The organism is Pelosinus fermentans JBW45, from assembly GCF_000271665.2.
GTDB lineage: Bacteria > Bacillota > Negativicutes > DSM-13327 > DSM-13327 > Pelosinus > Pelosinus baikalensis.
In genome coordinates this window covers 1,204,792-1,224,605 of sequence record NZ_CP010978.1, presented here as the reverse complement: position 1 = coordinate 1,224,605, position 19,814 = coordinate 1,204,792, and the positions used below count along the sequence as shown (strand labels likewise).

The window sequence follows — 19,814 nt, the reverse complement described above, 5'->3', positions numbered from 1 at the left end:
AGCTCCTTTCACTTTCATTACTTACTCGCGCCTCTCACAATGGCATCCCAAAGGCCGCACAAATAATTGGCTCCTAAGGCTCTATCATACAAGCCGTAACCCGGTCTGCCCTTTTCATCCCAGATCATTCGACCATGATCAGGCCTTATTGGTCCTGTAAATCCAATATCGTGAAATGCCTTCATTATTTCATACATATCAAGAGAGCCTTCATCAGCCTTGTGAGCCGTCTCATTAAAGATTCCAGGTTCATGAACCTGTACGTTACGCACATGTCCAAAAGCAACTCGATCACCAAAGTAGCGGATGATTTCAGGTATATTATTATCTAGATTGGCTCCCAAGGAACCACTGCATATAGTCAAACCATTGCTGGTGCTATCAACCATATCTACAATCCTTTTTAGATTTTTCTTGGAGGTTACAATTCTAGGAAGACCAAATACGGAATAAGGGGGATCATCAGGATGGATTGCCATTTTGATACCATATTCTTCTGCAGCAGGTACTACCGCTTTCAAGAAGTACTCCAAATGACCAAACAGTTTTTCTTCATCAATATCTTTATATAAATCAAAAAGATGTTTTAACTCTTTTAAGCGCCATTCTTCCCAGCCTGGGAGCTCGAACCCATTGGAATTTGCCTGCATTTCTTCCACCAATTTTTGCGGATCTTTGCCTTGAATCAATCTAACATCAAAGTCTAAAGCAGTTGAACCATCTGAAAGTACTTTAGCCAAATCGGTTCGTGTCCAGTCAAATACTGGCATAAAATTATAGCAGACGACCTTCACTCCAGCCTGACCAAGGTGCTTTAACGAAGTGATGTAATTTTCAATATACTGATCTCGTGATGAAAGCCCCAACTTAATATCTTCATGAATATTAACACTTTCAATCGTTTCCAATAATAATCCCTGATCTTCGATCTCCTTCTTCAATGCAAGGATTTTATCTAATGGCCAAATTTCACCAACAGGAACATCAAATAATGCTCCTACTACTCCTTTCATCCCAGGAATTTGACGGATATTCTGTAAGGATATGGAATCATTTTCTTTGCCGTACCAACGAAATGACATAATCATTTACATTCGGACCCCCTTTGAAATTGAAATAGCAAACTGATTTCATTAACTGCATCTGCAATGATATTAATGATAAATTCACCAAGTAACGAATTCATTAATGATATCTGCTTGTTAATGATATTACCACACTACCATACTAGTGTAAATACCATTTAACAGTAATCTTTAATAAAATCTGATTCTTAAGTTTTTTTAGAACATTATTGCAATTAAACATAGCTGCCTAAAAGGCGAAAATCCTTTTAAGCAGCTGTTGTACAATACTTATAAAATTACAGAATGTGAATTCCTCTATCAAAACTAAACTTATAGCAATATCGATTGCTTTTGTTTAAAATAATCAGCATAATCTCGATATAAATCCTGAATATCAAATTTCACTTTATTCAAGTGACGGTCAATCGTCCGCATTCCCAAATCTACATCTTTTTCTTTAATCGCTAGAATCAGTTCCTTATGCTGCTTTAAGACGGGCGATACATCATACCCACCAGCCATATTTAACATTCTGACTCGATTATAATGTGTATTCATCTGCTGAATCATGGACCAAATACGTGCCTTCTTGCAGCCTACAAAGATAATTTTATGCATTTCTTCATCTAGTTCATAAAACCGCAAATAGTTTTTTTCCTTAAAGCATAATTCTTGCAATGCAATATTGGATTGAAGTTCAAAAAGCTTATCACTTGGAAAATCAACACAAGCCATAGCCATGACTGCCTTCTCAACCGTTTCGCGCAAAAACTTGGATTCCTCAACATTCTCAATATCAATTAGAGATACATATGTCCCTTTCTGTGGTAAAATATCGAGCAAATATTCCTGAGATAATTGGATAAATGCTTCCCGAACCGGAGTTCGGCTTACATTTAATAACTGTGCTATATCTTTTTCCGATAAAGCACTGCCTGGAATTAATTTCAATTCCATTATATTAAATTTTAAAAATCGATATACATATTCTCGCGTAGATTCACGAGGATTTTTTTCAATTATACTTACTTCCATGGTGTTCCTCCAAATTATCTTCATTGATATACTAATATATTAGTATATCAATATTTCCTCTATATTTCCAGCTAAAATATAATGAAAGAAATATATAATAAGGCTTAAAAGAAATCTTAACTAGACTATGCTCGTCTGACTAAAAAGAAATACGATAATACCGCAGCGGTTTCAGCAACAGCAATGGTAATCCCCATAGGAAGAGCTGTATGACTTCCGCCAATGCCAACAAGAGGTGCCATCAGCCCTCCAAAGACAAAAGACAAAACTCCAATAAGAGCTGCTGCACTGCCTGCCGCTTTTGCTTGATCCTGCATGGCCAATGAAAAACTACTGGTGCCAACAATCCCAACGCTGGAAACCACCACAAATAATGGCAGTAAGATAGAATAAAGTCCTCCCCCAATTAGGATCATAAGCAGCAGCAATACCCCTCCTGCAAAAGAAAGAGTCAGCCCAGCAATCAAAAGTTTCTTCTCAGAAATTCTCCCTGCAAGTCGCCCTGTAATTTGTCCGGCAATAATGATGCCAATGCTGTTAATTCCAAAGAGCAAGCTAAACATCTGGGGTGAAACACCAAAAATATTTTGCAGGATAAAAGGAGAACCAGAGATATAAGCAAACATGCCAGCCATTACAAAACCTTGTCCTAGTGCATATCCCATAAAATTTCGATTTTTTATTAATTCACGGAAGGTAAGGATCGTATTTCTTAAACCTCCCTTTGAGCGGCGGCTAAGAGGCAGGGTTTCTTTCAAACCAAAAAATATAGCAATTAACATAGCCACTCCCACAGCAAATAACATTAAAAAAATGCCTCGCCAGGAGGCAACCTGCAAAACCTGGCCGCCTAATATCGGTGCCAGAATGGGAGCTACTCCATTTACTAACATTAGCAGGGAAAAAAACCTCGTCATTTCCGAACCAGAATAAAGATCCCTTACAATCGCTCGTGAAATAACAATCCCCGCTGATCCTGCTAACCCTTGAATAAAGCGCATCGTGATAAACGTCCAAATCGTAGTGGCAAACATGCATAACAAGGACGAGACAACATAAATACATAATCCGATTAGTAAAGGTCCCCTACGTCCAAATATATCGCTAAAAGGTCCCACAAATAATTGTCCCAAGGCAATCCCCAGCAGGCACGACGTCAAACTCAACTGCGCTAAAGAGGTACTGGAATTTAGCTCAGTGACCAGATGCGGCAATGCAGGCAAATACATATCAATGGATAAAGGTCCAAAAGAAGCCAGCGCTCCTAGGAGAAATGCAATCCATAAGACAGAGAATTTCCCTTTATCTTTTATTACATCTTCTTGACCTTGCAGAGTACAATTCATATCATCAATCCTTTTCTAAAATATAGGTGAGTAGTATAGAAAATCTACAATAAAAAATGGCACTATTCCTCTTTACGACAAATAGTGCCTGCACTTTTGCTAATGTCTAACAGCATCTATGATCTTCTCCTTATTGTAAAGAGAAATGTTATCGCCGTCAAGAAGAGACGAGAGACTACAGTCCCAGGGATCTGATCTGCCCCACCTATATGCACTATAAAAAGGGCTTTTTCGATGACATAAACTGGAGTGGCTTTGGAGAAATTATAGACAGGTATAACCATTGAAATAGAATGAACCTCTGCCGCCAATGTGATGATAGAGTTGATTTTTTTGTAGTATATGTATAAGTTTTAGGGATTAAGCACTTGACAAGATTTTCTAATCTTTATACTATTACAGGTTTTATTATCCGGACCGGATTTCCACCTGCGACGACATTGTCCGGAATATTTTTGGTAACCACCGTACCGGAGGCTATTACGACATTATTCCCAATAGTAACACCGGGATTTATAATCGAACCACCGCCAAGCCAGACGTTGTTCCCGATGGTCACCGGTTTACCATATTCCACGCCAGAATTTCTCTCATACGGATCAAGCGGATGCGTTGCGGTGTAAATATGTACACCGGGTGCCATAAAACAGTTGTCACCAATGCATACTTCACATACATCCAGAATGACACAGTTAAAATTGGCATAAAAGTTTTCTCCCACATGAATGTTGTACCCGTAATCACAGCGAAAATCAGGCTCAACAAATAGTTCTGCCCCGGTTGATCCAAACAGCTGCTTTAACAGGTCGCCCCTTTTCTCCGACTCGGTTTCCAAGGTGTTATTAATCAAACGTGTTAGCCGCCTGGCGTTTCTCCTGTCTGCAATCAGTTCCGGATCCCAGGCACTATACATTTCGCCGTCAATCATTTTTTGTTTTTCCGTTTTTCCCTGCAATATGACTCCTCCCCCTTTTATCCCATTTATTTGCCTGCCAGCAGATATGCCCTCGTTTCATAGGGCTGCAGCATAATACGTTCAATAGCTTATCGCAATATCTAGCTCATCCCCCAGAATTAAATCAACCATACACAATAACCAGATTTAGCATAACTCCCGGTGAAAATTAATTAAACACTTAGTTACAAAATATAGAATATCATAATATTCCATATTTTGTAACTAGTTTCTTTATTTTTTGTTATTTCATTGCAGCCTTGCTGGTTTTAGGCATGGTAATTTCGCTCAATGGCTTTGTAATGGCTAACAGTTGGTTCTACTACTGGAATGTGTAATATTGATTACATTCTCAAGAATTTTGGACCAAGGATAATTACTCCATCATAGGTAATAATAACTTATATAGCAAAGGAAAATGCCAATAATAAATATTGACGGCAATACTCATCTTTCTGAGTTACTTCAGTCACGATGGGTTATTTATATTAATATCCACTAAATGAGTGTCTTACCTGGCTAAAATATTCATAAGTGACCAAATTAGATTACCTTTGCAAGAAAGGAATATTTATGACAAATGCAGTTGAAAAAATATTTTGGAGCATTGCCTTTCCCGGATTTGGTCAAATTTTAAATGGAAAATTAATTAAAGGCTTAATATTTATATTTCTAGAATTTTTAATCAATGTAAACTCTAACCTTAATGAGGTTATTATCTTTAGCTTTACGGGTGACATCGGTCAGGCTATAGCAAAAACAAATTATGAATGGATTATGTTTTATCCATGTGTATACTCTTTTGCAATTTGGGATGCTTTCCGCGACGCAGGGGGAGGCAAGTCATCCTACTCTTTTCTACCCATTGTTTTCTGTGCCTATTTGGGAACACTTGGTGTAACATATTCAACATTCTTTGAAATTTTTGGTATTAGGCTAGGACCAATTTTACTTGGTCTTATCGGCATGATAAGCGGAGTACTACTGGGTTGGATTATCCAAACTATTATCACTTTCCGAAAAAATTAATAAATACGCGTGTCAGGATGGGGTTATTCTTTGTGATATAATGTAAACAGAAGGATTTCCTTATCGTCGACGAAAACCAGGAAATAGAGCAGTGAATAACGTACAAGGAGACATCATATGGGGCATCATCATGGTCATAGTCATGAAGGACCTCTTCATGGAAAAAACAACCGCACCGCACTCACAATATCACTGATCATCACCGCAGGTATCATGGTTCTTGAATTCCTGGGGGGATTGTTTACAAATAGTCTTGCTTTGCTCTCTGATGCCGGACACATGCTCAGTGACACTACCTCACTGGGATTAAGTCTGTTTGCAACTGTTTTGGCACTTAAACCGCCGTCACCCCAAAAAACCTATGGATTTTACCGTTTTGAAATACTGGCCGCTTTTTTCAATGGAATGACTTTATTTATTATTGCCGGCTTGATTGTTTGGGAAGCCTACGGACGCTTCTTCGCACCGCCGTCAGTCAATAGTATCTACATGATCGCCATTGCTGCGATCGGCTTGCTCGCCAACTTATTAAGTGCCTTGGTATTGACGAAAAAGGGAAACATGGACAAGAGCATTAATCTACGCAGTGCATATCTTCATGTTCTTGGCGATGCCCTCGGCTCTGTCGGGGCCATAATCGCAGGGCTATTGATGTATTTCTTCTCCTGGTATACGGCTGATCCCATCATCAGCGTCATTGTTGCAATGTTAATTCTGCGAAGCGCGTGGGGTGTGATCAATGAATCGGTGAACATTCTGCTCGAAGGAACGCCTCCTACAATCAACTGGATGGAAGTAAGAGAATCTCTGCAACGTATCGATGGCGTTCGTAATGTCCACGATCTTCACATCTGGACAATCACCTCCGGTCTCGACTCACTAAGCTGCCATCTGTTAATTGAAGGGAGCCAAGACGCCCAAACCATCCTGCAGGAGGCAATCAGCATCATTCGCGACCAGTTTCAAATTAACCACACTACGATCCAAATTGAAATAGCAGACTTCAATCATGAAACATGCCTGCAGGTAACTCCCCCCCTCCATGCACGAACCTAAGGACAATGCATATAAAAATGGTCCCTTAATAGGTAACGAATCAATATAGGTGACTTCTTCAGTGGTTTCGAACCGTCACCGAAATTTCAGTAAAACAGGGGAGTTTCGCTTGATAAAAAGCGACTCCCCTGTTTTTAGCTTCTTACTTTCGTATCGCAGATGGTGATGCTTTTTGGTACTTTTAAATAATCGGCTGAAATAATTACTATCATCAAAGCCGACAGCCATGGCAATTTCGCTGATATTAAAATCACTTTTCGACAAAAAAATTACTGCCTTATTAATGGAAAAAGAAATATTTAGTTCATACTAGTTCTTGCCAGGATTGAAAATGATATTCCACAGTATCAGTAAGTACGCCATCCATATCAAAGATAAAAGCTTTAATTTGATTATTAATAAAGCTCGGCTTGCTGCGGTGGCATATGGACAAGTGTATCATAATCATTCATTTTCCCAATGTCCCACCAATCATAATCCTGAACAAAACCATTTATCTGTTTCCCTTCGCACAGTAACACAGGGAAAAAACATCGCCAGGTAAATCCACTTCGTTCCTTGATGGGTTAAACCTTTCGATATAGGAAAAAATTGATGCTTCCAAAAGATATGTTCCCGTACTGACGGGACGATTTAGGTTAGTTTTTTCCAGAAAAGCAGTAATCCTAACACTTGAGTGTTTTTTCCTTAGCCTTCAGTTTACTGATCAGCAAATATATATTTTACTTACGTAGTATAACATAATCGTTTACCTATTCCAAATATTGGGATGTTTTTCCGAATTTGCGTTCTGATGTGCTTTTCCATTCACCCTAGCTTCTTCGACCATCGCCTGCTCGCCGCGCCTGATGGCTTCTTTTACCACATAGCCGACGTCATCCCTTTTTACGCAGATTCAATTTGTTTATTGCCCATTCCGCCATTTCTCTTACCTTTTCATTGCTGTCATTGCATGCGTCATATATAGGCTCCGCATACTCCGCTTTGTAGTCATTCACCATTGCATTGATGGCATTGACTTTCCATTTCCAGGCATCGTCCTTAGTTATATAGAAAAACTTGGCTGGCATTACTTGCGCCAGAAAGTCATAATCCATCTTAAGAACTTTTTCCAGGGAAATATGTTCACTTAATTCAGCCAAAGCGGGAAATTCTTCAGTTGCCTTCCAGCAACTTTTATTCATCGGACAAACATCCTGGCATACATCACAGCCGTAAATCCAGCCGCCCATTTGCCCACTGCATCTTTCGTGCGGCAAGTTCCGTCCGCCGAATGTGGTGAGGAAAGAAATACACGATAAGGGATTCATTGTATAAGGTTTTGACAAAGAAGCTGTTGGACAGGATTTGACGCACAAATTACAATGCTCGGGGCATTCCTTTACTGCCGGGACTTCTATCAATTCCAACTCTTTGTCGATCAACCAGGCCTCCAAATGTACCCATGATCCCGATTCGGTATAGAAGAAATTATTTCTCCGGGCGATGCCAAGCCCAGCTTTTACTGCCGCCCAACGCAGCGCAGTAATGCCAAATTTTCGGCTTGTCTCGGTTTTAAGCCCTATCTTTTGCATAGCTGCTTCAAACCGCAAACTTTCCTGATGCTCTTTAGCGCGCTCATCAATTCTGTTGTCAAATAAATAGGCCTTGCCAATCAAACCTTGTAGATGCTCAGGTACGTGATATTTTCCATATTGCCCTACGCAAACAACAATGGATTTTGCCCACGGATAAGTATCTTGCAAATGAGCGAAACCAGTAAAGCGTTCGTAAAAAGGTTTCGTTTCTGGAAGATGCTCCATTCGTTCGTTAAGCTTTTCCTCAAAATCCGCCATATCAGCTATTTTAATAATGCCGCACTTTTCATACCCCATACTGAGGGCTGCATTCTTTATCTCTGTTACTAACGATTCCATTGATCCAGCCTCCTTTCTGTCAATACGCCTATCAGCACCCCTGCTTATATTTTTTATATTATTATGCCTGATATGTGCACATACACACATCAGGATGTAAAAATCCATCCATAACAATATTGTTTCACAAGCGCTTCGGATCGCGGAACTAACTCAAGGTGCCGTAGCAAGCCCAATTGGGCAATAGTCAGTCCACTCGGTTTCAATTCATAATACCTTTTCCTATGTTTATTTTTATTCAGTGTATATACACTAATATGTTTAGATTATAATCTACTCGTCATCTGAAGTCAAACACGAATATGGTACTTCAGTGACTACCTACGGGTGAGTAGTTACTGTAATTGTCCAAACTTAGATTTTCACTTTACTTTTGCTTGCAATCCCAAAGAATTGTAATATATGAAATAGGCGGATTAACAAAGTAATCCGCCCCTTCCCGAACCGTACAAGCGATTTTCACCGCATACGGCTCTCCATATTCCAAATGAGTTATCATCGACTGAGTTGATTAAGATGAAACCTGTTGGTTTCGATATTGGCAAAACAGTGGTTGCATAAGGGTATCTGACGCCGGTTGATCGTCAGCATGACAGTGACAATCGGTGGATAGGGCTTAATGAGCTTTTTCTTTGTTTGCCTGTGATACATGCTGACATGAAGATGCGGATTACCGCAGATGTAGCAAGCACGGGTAAGCGGGTTTACCAAGCTGTAACTCGGCAGGTGAAATGATGTAATTGCCGATTTGACAGTAGCGAAGAAGCTCTTTTGCCTTGAAAAAGACTTGTACAGTGCCAAACTAATTGAGCGGGTGTAGCCTTTGGCGTTTTCATAATTGACCGAAAGAGACTTGCCGTAGCGTGCGAAAATTTTCTTTAAGCTTATGTCGAATTTGCGAGCTAGAGTTTTAGCTATGGAAAACTGCACGATGTATTGGATGTGTCCGCCCTTAAAGAAGTTGTAGCAGCCGCGTTGCTGAGTCAGTAGTCCACGGAGTACCTGGTTGCCATATCTGATGATTTCTTCCGGGGGTTCTCTAAGAAGACGAGCGATACCAACGGGATAGTCATTGGCTATACACATGCCGTTTTCACGCAGCTTTTTCAGGATACCCTCCACATTCATGTAAATGCGGAGGGTTGGGTCAAAAGGATCGCATTTAAATCTGTTGTGGTTGCCGTAGCCCTTGCGGATGATATATCCGAGAAAAACTACGTTTTTATCTGCGGCGTGTGTGATTTTAGTTTTCTCGTCACTTAACCTGAGGCAAAGATTGTTTTTCAGGAATTCCTTGATTCTCTGTTTCAAAACGACTGCATAGGCTTTGGGAGCAATCAGGCCAATCAGGAAGCAAGTAGACCTAGGGAACTTCCCCCTAAGTCTCTCTCAGAACTGTACGTGAACCTCTCAGCTCATACAGCTCCCATTATCCAGCCGTTGGCAGTATCCCAAATTTCCAGTGTGCAAACAGTTTTCTATCACGCTTTGCTATTTCTCCAAGCCAATGTTCAGCTCTTTGTCTTGATTTTCGATTCTTGTATTTCTTGCGAACCCAGTAAACAAGACGTCCATTAATATATCTTAATACTTCATATATCTCTGATTTATAAAAATGCGTGTAGTAATTAATCCATCCCTGTATTTGGCTATTGAACATATTTGCTATGTCCAATAAGTCCTTATCCGGTTTCAACTGCAACTTCCACTTTCTAACTACTTTTCTTATGGATTTCTTCGCCTTTTCTCCCATTGCTGGCAGAAAGTTAGTGAAGAACTTTCCACATTTATTCTTTGCATGTCTTGGTCTGAATGTATATCCCAGAAAATCAAAAGAGGTGTATTCATGATTTCCTATTCGGTCATCATCTTTACAATATACAATTCTTGTCTTATCCAAATTTAATTCTAATCCAAAACACTCAAATCGTTCCTGTAGTCTGCGTTGCAAATATTTCGCTTGTTTAAGAGACACACAGTGTGCAATTCCATCATCCGCATATCTTGCCCACGGTATTGCTGGAAACTCTTTCGTCATATAATCATCAAATACATAGTGTAAAAATAGATTGGCAAGTACAGGACTGATTACCCCACCTTGTGGCGTTCCTGAAGTTCTTAGAACAATCGTTCCATCCTCCATTTGAAACGGTGCTGTCAACCACCTTTGTACATACAGAAGAATCCATTCTTCTTTTGTTTGGTGTTTTACCATTTCTATTAAGTAATCATGTCTGATGTTATCAAATAGACCCTTTATATCAAACTCTAAAACCCAGTCTTTTCTCCAACACCTTCTCCTTGTTACTTCTATTGCCTGTATTGCTGATTTATTCGGCCTGTATCCATAGGAATCTTCGTAAAATATCGGTTCCACGCATGGCTCAAAGTATAACTTCGCTACCATCTGCGCTATCCTGTCCTCTACGGTTGGTATTCCTAAAATACGAGTTCCACCATTCTTCTTTGGAATTGCTACTGCCTTTACAGGTTTCGGGAAATAACTTCCTGACGACATTCTATTCCAAATCTTATAGAGATTATTATTTAGCTTTCTCTCAAAATCCTCAATAGATTGCTCATCCACTCCATAGGTTCCCTTATTTGCTTTCACTCTTTCATAAGCAGTAATTACTGCTCTTTTGGAAATACTGTATGGCTTTGTTTCTTGCATAAGTTCCTCCTCCTTTCAAAGTTGACTTATTCTTGAAACTGAATAATTCGGGTTCTTCGCTCCATTCCCATTACAGAAACTTCATCACTACTACAACCCAATCTGCCCCCATGACTGCATTGGTACTCTTATCTTGCGGTTCTTCCGCTTGATATACTCCCTTAACATCAGCCCGTGGGTTCCCACGTTCCGTACAGACGCCTGTATTAAGTTCATGCCACCTTTATGCCGCCCACCGTCTAGGCAGTAAACAGGTTTCCCCTAGACTTATCCCAGATTAACGACTACCCCCTGGTTTTGATGGAATCTCTACGCTATCGACATTTTCGTAAGTGGTTCATTTGTTCATTCATCTCCTTAATACGCACTTGACAGTTTTATCACTGCCTTTTCCTTAACGCTCAATACCATGGATTTTGGCCACAGCACCTTAAGGTAGTTTGAAACCTCCACCTGTATGGCGATTTCGGTGGACCTACCACCATCATCTGTACAGCATGGCTGCCTTCAAGTAGCTACGCTACTTGGACACTCCTTCGTGGCGCACAATCGTCAGCGTAGCGTACATACTTTACCCGGCGAAAGTTAGGGTCGTATCTGTCACCTGACGGGATGGTTTTCATTTTGTTGAAAAGGGACTTAATGCTCTGCGGGTCGCTGCCGTTGCTGACTGCCTTTTTGTATTGATATCTCGCTTTGGAATAGTCAGGGTTTTGTCTGCGGCAGTTGCCTTTCGTGTCTCGCTCTATAGTGCATTCCATAAATCTGTCCAGCTTATCGAGATAGATATTGCAGAGTATAGGGCTGCAGCAGGAGCCTTGTGCGTTCCCAGTTTTAGCTCTATGACAGTTGTGCTGCATGTCGAAGTAGCCGGCCTTAAGAATTTTATTGATGAGCCGGATAAAACGTTCATCGTTAATACGTTCCCGAAGTATTGTTTCAAGTATGCGATGATCAATTTCATCAAAGCAAGCGGAGATGTCCCCCTCGATAAACCAAATCGTACCTCCCCAAGTCTCCACTTCAGCGACGGCGCTTTGTGTAGAACGTTTTGGCCGGAAGCCGTGCGCGAGGTTGGAGAAGGTAGGTTCGTATATGCACTCCAAGATAATGCGGATTGCTTCCTGAACCAGTTTATCCTTTCCGTTTGGAAAACTGAGCTTGCGCATCTTACCATTGCTTTTAGGGATCATCGTTGTTCTGCTTGGCTGAGGCTGGTATGACTCAGCGCGCATGGATGTAATAAGTTCAGTAATCCACTCTTGGCAAAAGCCATGTAGGGAGGTGCCATCAGCACCGGAGGTCTCCGCCCCGTCGTTAGACTTTACGGAATTGTAGGCGATGATGTACAAGTCCCTATCGTAGAACAACCGATAGAGGTCACCGTTGACATAGCCATGGTCGGCGTTATTCCGACGACGATAACCTTCCAGTCTTTCCATGAGTTTTGATTGCTCCATCCAAAGCAACTCCTTTCAAGGTTGGAACTTGGAATACTGCCCCCCTTCACCATGTGCCTCCCATTACAGAAGGCCGTTAGGCTACTATTAGGGCTCTCTGCCATATACCGTCAGCCGGTACTTAGGCAGGTCACGTTTGGCAGCTCCATATAGTGTTTCCATACGTAGGTACCCGGTTGGTCGTTTCCCTACTTACCGCAGGTGCGTCAATAGGCCTGCTTATACCCAATCTAATTAATATTGGAGATACCCATTGATACCGGAGTTTACGTCCGGCAGCGCCTACACAGCCACAGACCCGGATTCAGCCCACAGGCTTTACCATATATGGCCTGACTCGCCAGGCTACTCGATAGCAGTTGCTGTCTAATCCTGACTTTACCGACATGCTATTGTCCCCCAGCGGCTTTCGCATAAGGTAAGTCGGTTGTCTTACATCGCAACGCAGGAGCGATGATTTCTGTGAAATATATATGAAGCGCACAACGTGCGCACAATTAGAAATAGGTGGAAATTAAAAAGTCGCCGTGTCCTAAGAGTGGTGGAACACTCCTAGGCACGAGCAGGTGAATGAGCACCTACACGTAACAGCTAGCTGTCTACGACGACAATTTATTATACCGTGATCTTTCCTTGAAGACAAGGGATGGTATGTTCGGGATAATAGTATTGTGGTGTATTGGCAGAGGCTTTGCGTCTGCATGCAATCAAGATGAAGCAAAGCGCATGTGTAGGTTGAATAGACCTCGCATGCGCTTTTTAATTTCCCCCAAAAACAACTGTTTGCTGGTTTCTTCTATCCGTGCATACGGATAGAAGAAACCTCATGCAGTATGAAGATGGGGGGATATATAGTGGCGTTAGAAGAGGTAAGGAATCGTAATGTTTATACAACAAGATTACACGGAGTACATGGTTAAGGATATGGCAGGAGCTCATTTTAGATACTAAGGAGAGGATTATCGTGAGAAAAGAAAGCCTTTTTGAAAGTGCAATGGATTCTATGGAGGATGTTAGTCTTAATATACCACTGCAGCAAATATCAAACGACTATTATTATTCGGATATAGCGGCTAAACAATGTGAAGATGAGCTGCGTGCAGCACTTCCTCAGAATTTACAACTCATTTTAAGTAGGCTGGCGGATAAAAACGATGAGAGGGAAGCAGCGTGTATGGCCGTTAGTTATCGGCAAGGGTTTTCTGACTCGATACGATTTATCATGCAGGCATTGTCCTGGGAACCATCAAGGCGGTAAAATATATACTTATTTGAATGAGACAAGCAACCTCGTCCCTCGTTGATTAAGCTACTTATCCGTAGATAGTTACTGAATTTTAATATTGTATAGCATTAATGACAGTTAGGGACGTCAGGCTGTGCGAGAACGTTCAATTTTCGAGACTATCCCGAAATCTGTGTAAACCTCCAAGTTGATGTAAAATAGAGACATCAACTTGGAGGTTTTTATTATGTGAAGCAGCGGGACGGTTCGTCTGCTTCTAAGATATGTTATGCCTTAAAAATAATACTTTGATGTATGCCAGTAATTCTTGCTATTTGCCGTTGTGCTGCCCCTTCTATATTTTTCATTTGCCTTAAGACCTCATCTCGCCTAGGCTTTTCCATAGCCTGTAATTCTGCCAAAGATTGTCCCTTAAGTATCGTTTGTATCTCTTTATATATACTTTCATCGCTTTTCTTTTTCGATCTTACCTCTATTTCAAGAAACTTATTATCACTATTTTCTTGCTTCATGTACTCCTTAAATTTATCTCTCGCAGACTCTTCATTCTCTGCGAATATTCCTAGTATAAATGCAGTATTAGTCAATTCTCCTGGATATTCCGATTGATTATAATAGGTCTCACAACTGCTCCATTTGTATTCTTCTGGCTTTACTACCATTTCAGCTTTTACTGGATTCTTATGTATATATCGTAATACACTTAACAAGTATTCATCAGTTTCTACAGTTTCGCTTTTATATCGATCCTGAAATACGTGCCCTGCTCGGTCATATTTCTTGTTATACCACCACGCATAGCTTACCCCTATTCGCTTCATAACGGATGACATCGTTTCTTCTTTTTCATGTAGCAACAAATGAACATGATTACTCATTAGACAGTAACCGTATATTTCAAATTTACCTATACTTTTAGCACGATTTATTGCTTCTAAATACTGTGAATAATCTTCTTCATCATGAAATATATCCTGGCGATTTATTCCTCGAACCATAACATGATAGATATCACTTTCACTTTTCTCTCGCGCGCTTCTTGGCATCACATTTCACTCCACTATCTTTTTTATACTAATTTTAGCATAAAAAAATAGCAGGAGCAACAGAACCGTCCCCTCGCTTTACGTCCAGTTGGGTAATGTACTCGTCTTCCCACAAAAATACACCTCTCATGTAATATAGTTTTACTATACGACATAAGAGGTGTTTTTTCTTTTGTGTCCCATTTCATGGGTTCAGACTAGTAACGCCGGAAGGCTTTTTATATACATTGACAAACAGACTCTACGTTTCCTAATTTTAGCATTTTTTATTAATACTTCATTTATTCTGTTATAACATGTACCATCGTTGAACACTTTTTTCTTGTTTAATTTTCCATGAATTTTGACGATGACTTTTTGGAAGACTAAAAATAAAATCAAAGGAGGAGGATACGTATGGAAAGAAAATTATCAAGACGAAAAACGCCCCGTGGAAAATATAAAAAATACGCTGCTGCTTTAGCAGGTGCTGCTATCATGGCAGGTGCTGCTGGTACTGCTCTTCCTGCTACCACTTATGCTTCTGAAAATCCTAATATTCATCCTATAAAAATAGAGCAAACAGCAACAGATACTTCCAAGGCAAGCGCCAGCTATGATACCAGGTATAATGATAGTTCCCACTATAACACGAGGCAGAACAATGGCTCTAGCTATGATACTCGGTATAATGGCAGTAATAACAAAAATGTTACTAGAGCAAGCAATGATGCCACCTACGCTCCCAGACATAATACCGGTGCCAGCTATGATACCAGATATAATGATAGTTCGAGATATAATACCAGATATAACAATGGTTCCAGTTATGATACCCGGTATGATAGCAGTAAAAATACGAATACTAGAGGCACTTACGCCAGCGCTAGTTATGATACTCGCTTTGATGGCGATGGTAGTAAATATGATACTAGATATCACAACAGAGACGGTAAATATGACACCCGGTATAATAATCGAAATGGCTGGCATAGACACAATCATAGCTGGCCCAGCTCTAATGACAACCGGGCATTGTACAAAGATGGTCAAATCTATTATAGCAGTGATAACAATCGCTATAATGACTATTATGAATACGGCAATTACCAAACCAGCCCTATAACTGTTGCTAAAGATTATGCAGCCAGATACGGATTTGACACAAGCCGTGATTCTTTTTCCCTTCTTTCCCAATCTGGCAATCGGGCCACAGTTCAAGTGGTAAAACAAGATACTAATCAACGCTTTAAAATGGATCTTGTGAGAAGCCAAGACGGTGATTGGAGTATTACTGGAGTACGTGGAACAGGCAATGCCAATTACGCAGCAACGTATCGTTAAGATTGGACACTTTCCCCTTTAATAGCATTAAATGTCACACAAACCAAAATAGCTAGAAGCCTTTTCAATAAGGTTTCTAGCTATTTTATTCATAAAGAAAACTATCGCTACTAAAATACGAATGGAATCGCGCGAGGTAATCTAGGTCTTTGTTATCCGCAAGTGGCGCAATAAACGATTGCCTATTTCCTTAATATTTACTGCTCGCTGCCGCATATAATCATTCTCGAGGAGAACCAGCATAGAAACAATTTCATTCACAGTATATTCCACCGCTGCTTCTGCACTGACATTATTCTTATTGATGAAAGTCATAACAGAATTACTAAATGATAGGGAATTCACTAATTCCCTATGAATAGCTAAAACTTCAGTCTGTCCTTCTTTATCTGTTTCATTTAATTGCTGCAAACTGGTAATCTCTGCTTCCGCTGCTTGCTGTGCCGCTAAAAAGCGGTTTTTTTCTTTTGCTTTTTGACTCATAATAATTCCTGAAGAAGCTGCAGGTTTTTCTCCTTTAGCTATGTTATTACTCTTCGCCAAACTTATCATCCACAATTTTCTTCAAAGCAGCGCCTGCTTCAGCAGCATCGGGCCCATCAATTTTCACTGTGATTGTATCTCCTTGTTTTACACTTAATCCCATAAGATTAATTAGACTTTTTCCATTAGCCTGCTTATTCTCTTTTATTATCGTAATACTGGATTTAAAGGTAGAACATTTTTGAGCAAAAATAGCTGCTGGTCTTGCGTGCAGCCCTGCCTTATTTTTAATTTGTAACGTGAGTTCCATTACAATTCCCCCTTCTTTTCATAGGATCGTAAATCTATGCTTTTCTAGCAATGACTTTCTTAACAGCCAATACCACATCATCCACAGTAAGCCCGTACTTTTTTAAAAGCTCTTTTGGAATACCTGATTCACCGAAGGTATCACGTACTCCAACACGTTCCATCGGTACAGGAAAATTCTCCACCAGCACTTCTGCTACTGCACTGGAGAGCCCTCCAATAATACTGTGTTCTTCACAAGTAACAATAGCGCCTGTTTGCTCTGCTGCTTTTACAATCGCGTCTTTATCAATTGGTTTTATTGTATGAATATTCAGTACTCTAACACCAAAACCTTCTGCTTGTAATTTTTCAGCAGCCTCTTTAGCAATATGAACCATAATTCCTGTTGCGACAATGGTTGCATCCGTTCCTTCCATTAAGCAAACAGCTTTGCCATGCTCAAACCTATACTCTTCTGTAAATAAATCAGGTACTGCCATACGTCCTAAACGAATATACACAGGTCCATCATACTCAGCAGCGAATTGTATCGCTTGGCAGGTTTCAGTCTCATCAGCAGGCACTAAAACCGTCATATTAGGAATACTGCGCATTAAAGAGATATCTTCAATCGACTGATGAGAAGCCCCATCCTCCCCCACTGTCAAACCAGCATGAGTAGCAGCAATTTTCACATTTAGTTTCGGGTAGCAAATCGAATTCCGTATTTGTTCGTAAGCACGTCCACTGGCAAACATAGCAAACGTAGAGATAAAAGGAATTTTTCCCGCTGCTGCCAAACCAGCAGCAACTCCCGCTAAATTCTGTTCTGCAATACCAACGTTAAAAAATCGTTCAGGGTAACTTTTAGCAAATACGCAGGTTTTCGTTGATTTGGATAAATCTGCATCCAAAACTACAATATTAGAGCAAAGGCCACCCATTTTTTCTAGTGCCTCACCGTAGGCCTCTCGTGTAGCTTTTGCCATTTCTATATCCCTCCCCTTGACAGCTCAAATAAAAATTCTTCACATTCGCTAATGGATGGAGCTTTCCCATGCCATTCTGCTGCATTCTCCATCTTTCTGATACATTTTCCCTTAATGGTAGTAGCAATAATTGCAGTCGGCTTATCAAGAACTCCTTTGGCACTTTGAACAGCAGAATGGATTTCTTCGAGATCATGACCATCGATCTCAAGAACATTCCAGCCAAAAGCACGCCATTTTTCTGGAATAGGCAGAGGTGATAACACTTCAGAAATCAAACCGTCAATTTGAAGACCATTAAAATCAATAAAAATGGTAAGATTATTCAATTTATAATGAGCTGCAAACATTGCTGCTTCCCATATTTGTCCTTCCTCTAGTTCGCCGTCGCCCAACAATGCAAAAACGCGATAATCGCTGCCATCGATTTTGCCAGCTAAAGCCATTCCAGCTGCAGCACTCAATCCTTGTCCCAAAGATCCTGTAGACATATCCACGCCAGGAATTCCTTTCATATCAGGATGTCCCTGCAATCGACTATTTATTTTACGCAGCGTTAATAATTCATCCGCAGAAAAGAACCCTCTTTCTGCTAACGCAGCATATAATACGGGTGCCGCATGCCCTTTACTTAAAACAAATCGATCCCGCTTAGGGTTTTTACTATTTGAAGGATCAATATTCATTTCTTTAAAATATAGATAGGTCAGAATTTCTACTGCCGACAGGGAACCACCCGGATGACCTGATTGTGCTTGTGTAATCATACGAATAATATTCTTACGTATATTCAATGTTTTCTCTGTCAAATTATCAATTGATTCAATATTCACTCTATTTATAATACCTCCCGATTGTCATTAGATGAAATACGGCCAATTAAGCCGTATTTCACCTTTCAACTTTTTACTATTTATTTATTTTTAACTTTTTCCCAATCCGCTAAGAATTTGCTGATGCCGGCATCGGTTAAAGGATGCTTAGCCATCTGTTCAATTACACTATAAGGCATAGTACCAATATGAGCACCTGCTAAGGCTGCTTGTGTAGCATGGCGCACGGTACGAATGCTCGCAGCAATAATTTCTGTTTTAAAACCATAGATTTTAAAAATAGCAGCAATTTCTTCAACCACTTTTAAGCCATCTTCATTAATATCTTCTAAGCGTCCGATAAAAGGACTTACGTAGCTGGCACCTGCAGATGCAGCTAACAAGGCTTGATTAGAAGAGAAGATCAACGTAACATTTGTTTTAATACCTTTTGCTGCCAATACCTTAACAGCTTTCAATCCTTCAATTGTCATAGGAATTTTAATAACAATATTAGGGTTTAATGCAGCTAAAGGCAATGCTTCTTCCACCATTTTGTCTGCTTCCAGGCTAACAACCTCAGCACTAATAGGACCGTCAACGATCGCGCATATCTCTTGCACAACCTCTTGAAAATTACGTCCTTCTTTTGCTATCAAGGAAGGATTGGTAGTAACTCCGCGAATAACTCCCAAATCATTTGCTTTAGCAATGTCACTAACGTTTGCAGTATCAATAAATATTTTCATCAAAATCTCCCCTTTTACATATTTTCTTCCAATTTGAGTTAAGATACACATTATAATGATATTGTACAGCATTAGTTAAATATCGTGAACCAAAATATATTTAATAATGCAAGTTCTTACTTACATTTTATCACTAGACTTTACTTTGTCAATCACTTTATTATCTTTTATCTTGTTTTTACTATCTTTTTTCTTGCTTTTTCTTTTTATTGTTTATTATTTTTTCTTTTAATGAATCTAGTATTGATTGTTTTCTTCGTTTTTGCTATGATAACTATAATTGTAAATATACAACTTTTAGGGAATTTACTTAACCGTAATCATTTGCCAGACTATA

At 40.0% G+C, this 19,814-nt stretch carries 20 protein-coding genes; 4 read left to right on the top strand and 16 right to left on the bottom strand.

The genetic code is table 11. The features are described 5' to 3' along the window. Window positions 1–17: 17 nt before the first annotated feature. The 4 genes from uxuA to JBW_RS04970 all read right to left on the bottom strand — a co-directional run bounded on the left by uxuA (window position 18) and on the right by JBW_RS04970 (window position 4,403). Window positions 18–1,088 carry a mannonate dehydratase gene (uxuA, locus tag JBW_RS04985; RefSeq protein ID WP_007955650.1) on the bottom strand — a complete coding sequence of 357 codons (1,071 nt, stop codon included), beginning with the start codon at window positions 1,086–1,088 and terminating at the stop codon, window positions 18–20. A gap of 309 nt (window positions 1,089–1,397) precedes the next feature. Next, a complete protein-coding gene (locus tag JBW_RS04980) occupies window positions 1,398–2,102 on the bottom strand; it encodes a GntR family transcriptional regulator (protein WP_007955649.1) in 705 nt (234 codons plus the stop codon). A 125-nt stretch (window positions 2,103–2,227) separates the two neighbouring features. Then, entirely contained in the window at window positions 2,228–3,448 is a 1,221-nt protein-coding gene (locus JBW_RS04975; protein ID WP_007955647.1) for a multidrug effflux MFS transporter, read from the bottom strand. Between the two features lie 388 nt (window positions 3,449–3,836). Next, window positions 3,837–4,403, bottom strand: coding sequence for a sugar O-acetyltransferase (locus JBW_RS04970; RefSeq protein WP_007955646.1), 567 nt, complete (start codon window positions 4,401–4,403; stop codon window positions 3,837–3,839). Window positions 4,404–4,976: 573 nt separating this feature from the next. On the opposite strand from JBW_RS04970, the gene JBW_RS04965 reads away from it, so the two are divergent. Further along, window positions 4,977–5,432 (top strand): hypothetical protein, encoded by a 456-nt coding sequence (locus JBW_RS04965; RefSeq protein WP_007955645.1) that lies wholly within the window; start codon window positions 4,977–4,979, stop codon window positions 5,430–5,432. Between the two features lie 117 nt (window positions 5,433–5,549). Continuing rightward, entirely contained in the window at window positions 5,550–6,488 is a 939-nt protein-coding gene (locus JBW_RS04960) for a cation diffusion facilitator family transporter (protein ID WP_007955644.1), read from the top strand. Between the two features lie 75 nt (window positions 6,489–6,563). Here JBW_RS04960 and JBW_RS23950 read toward each other — a convergent pair whose 3' ends face one another. The 6 genes from JBW_RS23950 to JBW_RS04940 form a co-directional block, all read right to left on the bottom strand. Continuing rightward, the gene (locus tag JBW_RS23950) at window positions 6,564–6,752 is read right to left on the bottom strand and encodes an AraC family transcriptional regulator (RefSeq protein WP_071882476.1); all 189 of its coding nucleotides are present in this window, start codon (window positions 6,750–6,752) and stop codon (window positions 6,564–6,566) included. A gap of 40 nt (window positions 6,753–6,792) precedes the next feature. After that, the gene (locus JBW_RS26175) at window positions 6,793–6,855 is read right to left on the bottom strand and encodes a hypothetical protein (RefSeq protein ID WP_419177838.1); all 63 of its coding nucleotides are present in this window, start codon (window positions 6,853–6,855) and stop codon (window positions 6,793–6,795) included. A gap of 508 nt (window positions 6,856–7,363) precedes the next feature. Further along, complete coding sequence (locus JBW_RS04955; RefSeq protein WP_007955642.1) at window positions 7,364–8,404, bottom strand: epoxyqueuosine reductase; 1,041 nt, start codon at window positions 8,402–8,404, stop codon at window positions 7,364–7,366. A gap of 495 nt (window positions 8,405–8,899) precedes the next feature. Then, window positions 8,900–9,715 (bottom strand): group II intron reverse transcriptase/maturase, encoded by an 816-nt coding sequence (locus JBW_RS04950; RefSeq protein WP_200896995.1) that lies wholly within the window; start codon window positions 9,713–9,715, stop codon window positions 8,900–8,902. A gap of 118 nt (window positions 9,716–9,833) precedes the next feature. Continuing rightward, a complete protein-coding gene (gene ltrA, locus JBW_RS04945; RefSeq protein WP_007956688.1) occupies window positions 9,834–11,078 on the bottom strand; it encodes a group II intron reverse transcriptase/maturase in 1,245 nt (414 codons plus the stop codon). 515 nt (window positions 11,079–11,593) lie between these two features. Further along, on the bottom strand, window positions 11,594–12,538 hold the full coding sequence (locus JBW_RS04940) for a reverse transcriptase/maturase family protein (RefSeq protein WP_007956660.1): 945 nt from the start codon (window positions 12,536–12,538) through the stop codon (window positions 11,594–11,596). 964 nt (window positions 12,539–13,502) lie between these two features. On the opposite strand from JBW_RS04940, the gene JBW_RS04935 reads away from it, so the two are divergent. Next, a complete protein-coding gene (locus tag JBW_RS04935) occupies window positions 13,503–13,796 on the top strand; it encodes a hypothetical protein (protein WP_007960782.1) in 294 nt (97 codons plus the stop codon). A 254-nt stretch (window positions 13,797–14,050) separates the two neighbouring features. On the opposite strand, the gene JBW_RS04930 is transcribed toward JBW_RS04935, so the two are convergent. Next, on the bottom strand, window positions 14,051–14,830 hold the full coding sequence (locus tag JBW_RS04930; RefSeq protein ID WP_007960783.1) for an REP-associated tyrosine transposase: 780 nt from the start codon (window positions 14,828–14,830) through the stop codon (window positions 14,051–14,053). Window positions 14,831–15,226: 396 nt separating this feature from the next. On the opposite strand from JBW_RS04930, the gene JBW_RS04925 reads away from it, so the two are divergent. Further along, window positions 15,227–16,153: a hypothetical protein gene (locus tag JBW_RS04925; RefSeq protein ID WP_007960785.1), complete on the top strand. Its 927-nt coding sequence runs from the start codon at window positions 15,227–15,229 to the stop codon at window positions 16,151–16,153. A 141-nt stretch (window positions 16,154–16,294) separates the two neighbouring features. Here the strand turns inward: JBW_RS04925 and JBW_RS04920 are convergent, their stop codons facing one another. From JBW_RS04920 to fsa, 5 genes are all read right to left on the bottom strand, one after another. Continuing rightward, window positions 16,295–16,705, bottom strand: a complete 411-nt coding sequence (locus tag JBW_RS04920; RefSeq protein WP_419177832.1) for a phosphoenolpyruvate-utilizing N-terminal domain-containing protein — start codon at window positions 16,703–16,705, stop codon at window positions 16,295–16,297. Continuing rightward, window positions 16,683–16,946: an HPr family phosphocarrier protein gene (locus JBW_RS04915; protein ID WP_007960789.1), complete on the bottom strand. Its 264-nt coding sequence runs from the start codon at window positions 16,944–16,946 to the stop codon at window positions 16,683–16,685. The genes JBW_RS04920 and JBW_RS04915 overlap by 23 nt, the downstream gene beginning before the upstream one ends. Before the next feature lie 34 nt (window positions 16,947–16,980). Then, window positions 16,981–17,916 carry a transketolase family protein gene (locus tag JBW_RS04910; RefSeq protein WP_007960791.1) on the bottom strand — a complete coding sequence of 312 codons (936 nt, stop codon included), beginning with the start codon at window positions 17,914–17,916 and terminating at the stop codon, window positions 16,981–16,983. A 2-nt stretch (window positions 17,917–17,918) separates the two neighbouring features. Further along, window positions 17,919–18,749, bottom strand: a complete 831-nt coding sequence (locus JBW_RS04905) for a transketolase (RefSeq protein ID WP_007960793.1) — start codon at window positions 18,747–18,749, stop codon at window positions 17,919–17,921. Window positions 18,750–18,829: 80 nt separating this feature from the next. Then, complete coding sequence (fsa, locus tag JBW_RS04900; RefSeq protein WP_007960795.1) at window positions 18,830–19,477, bottom strand: fructose-6-phosphate aldolase; 648 nt, start codon at window positions 19,475–19,477, stop codon at window positions 18,830–18,832. Between the last annotated feature and the right edge of the window lie 337 nt (window positions 19,478–19,814).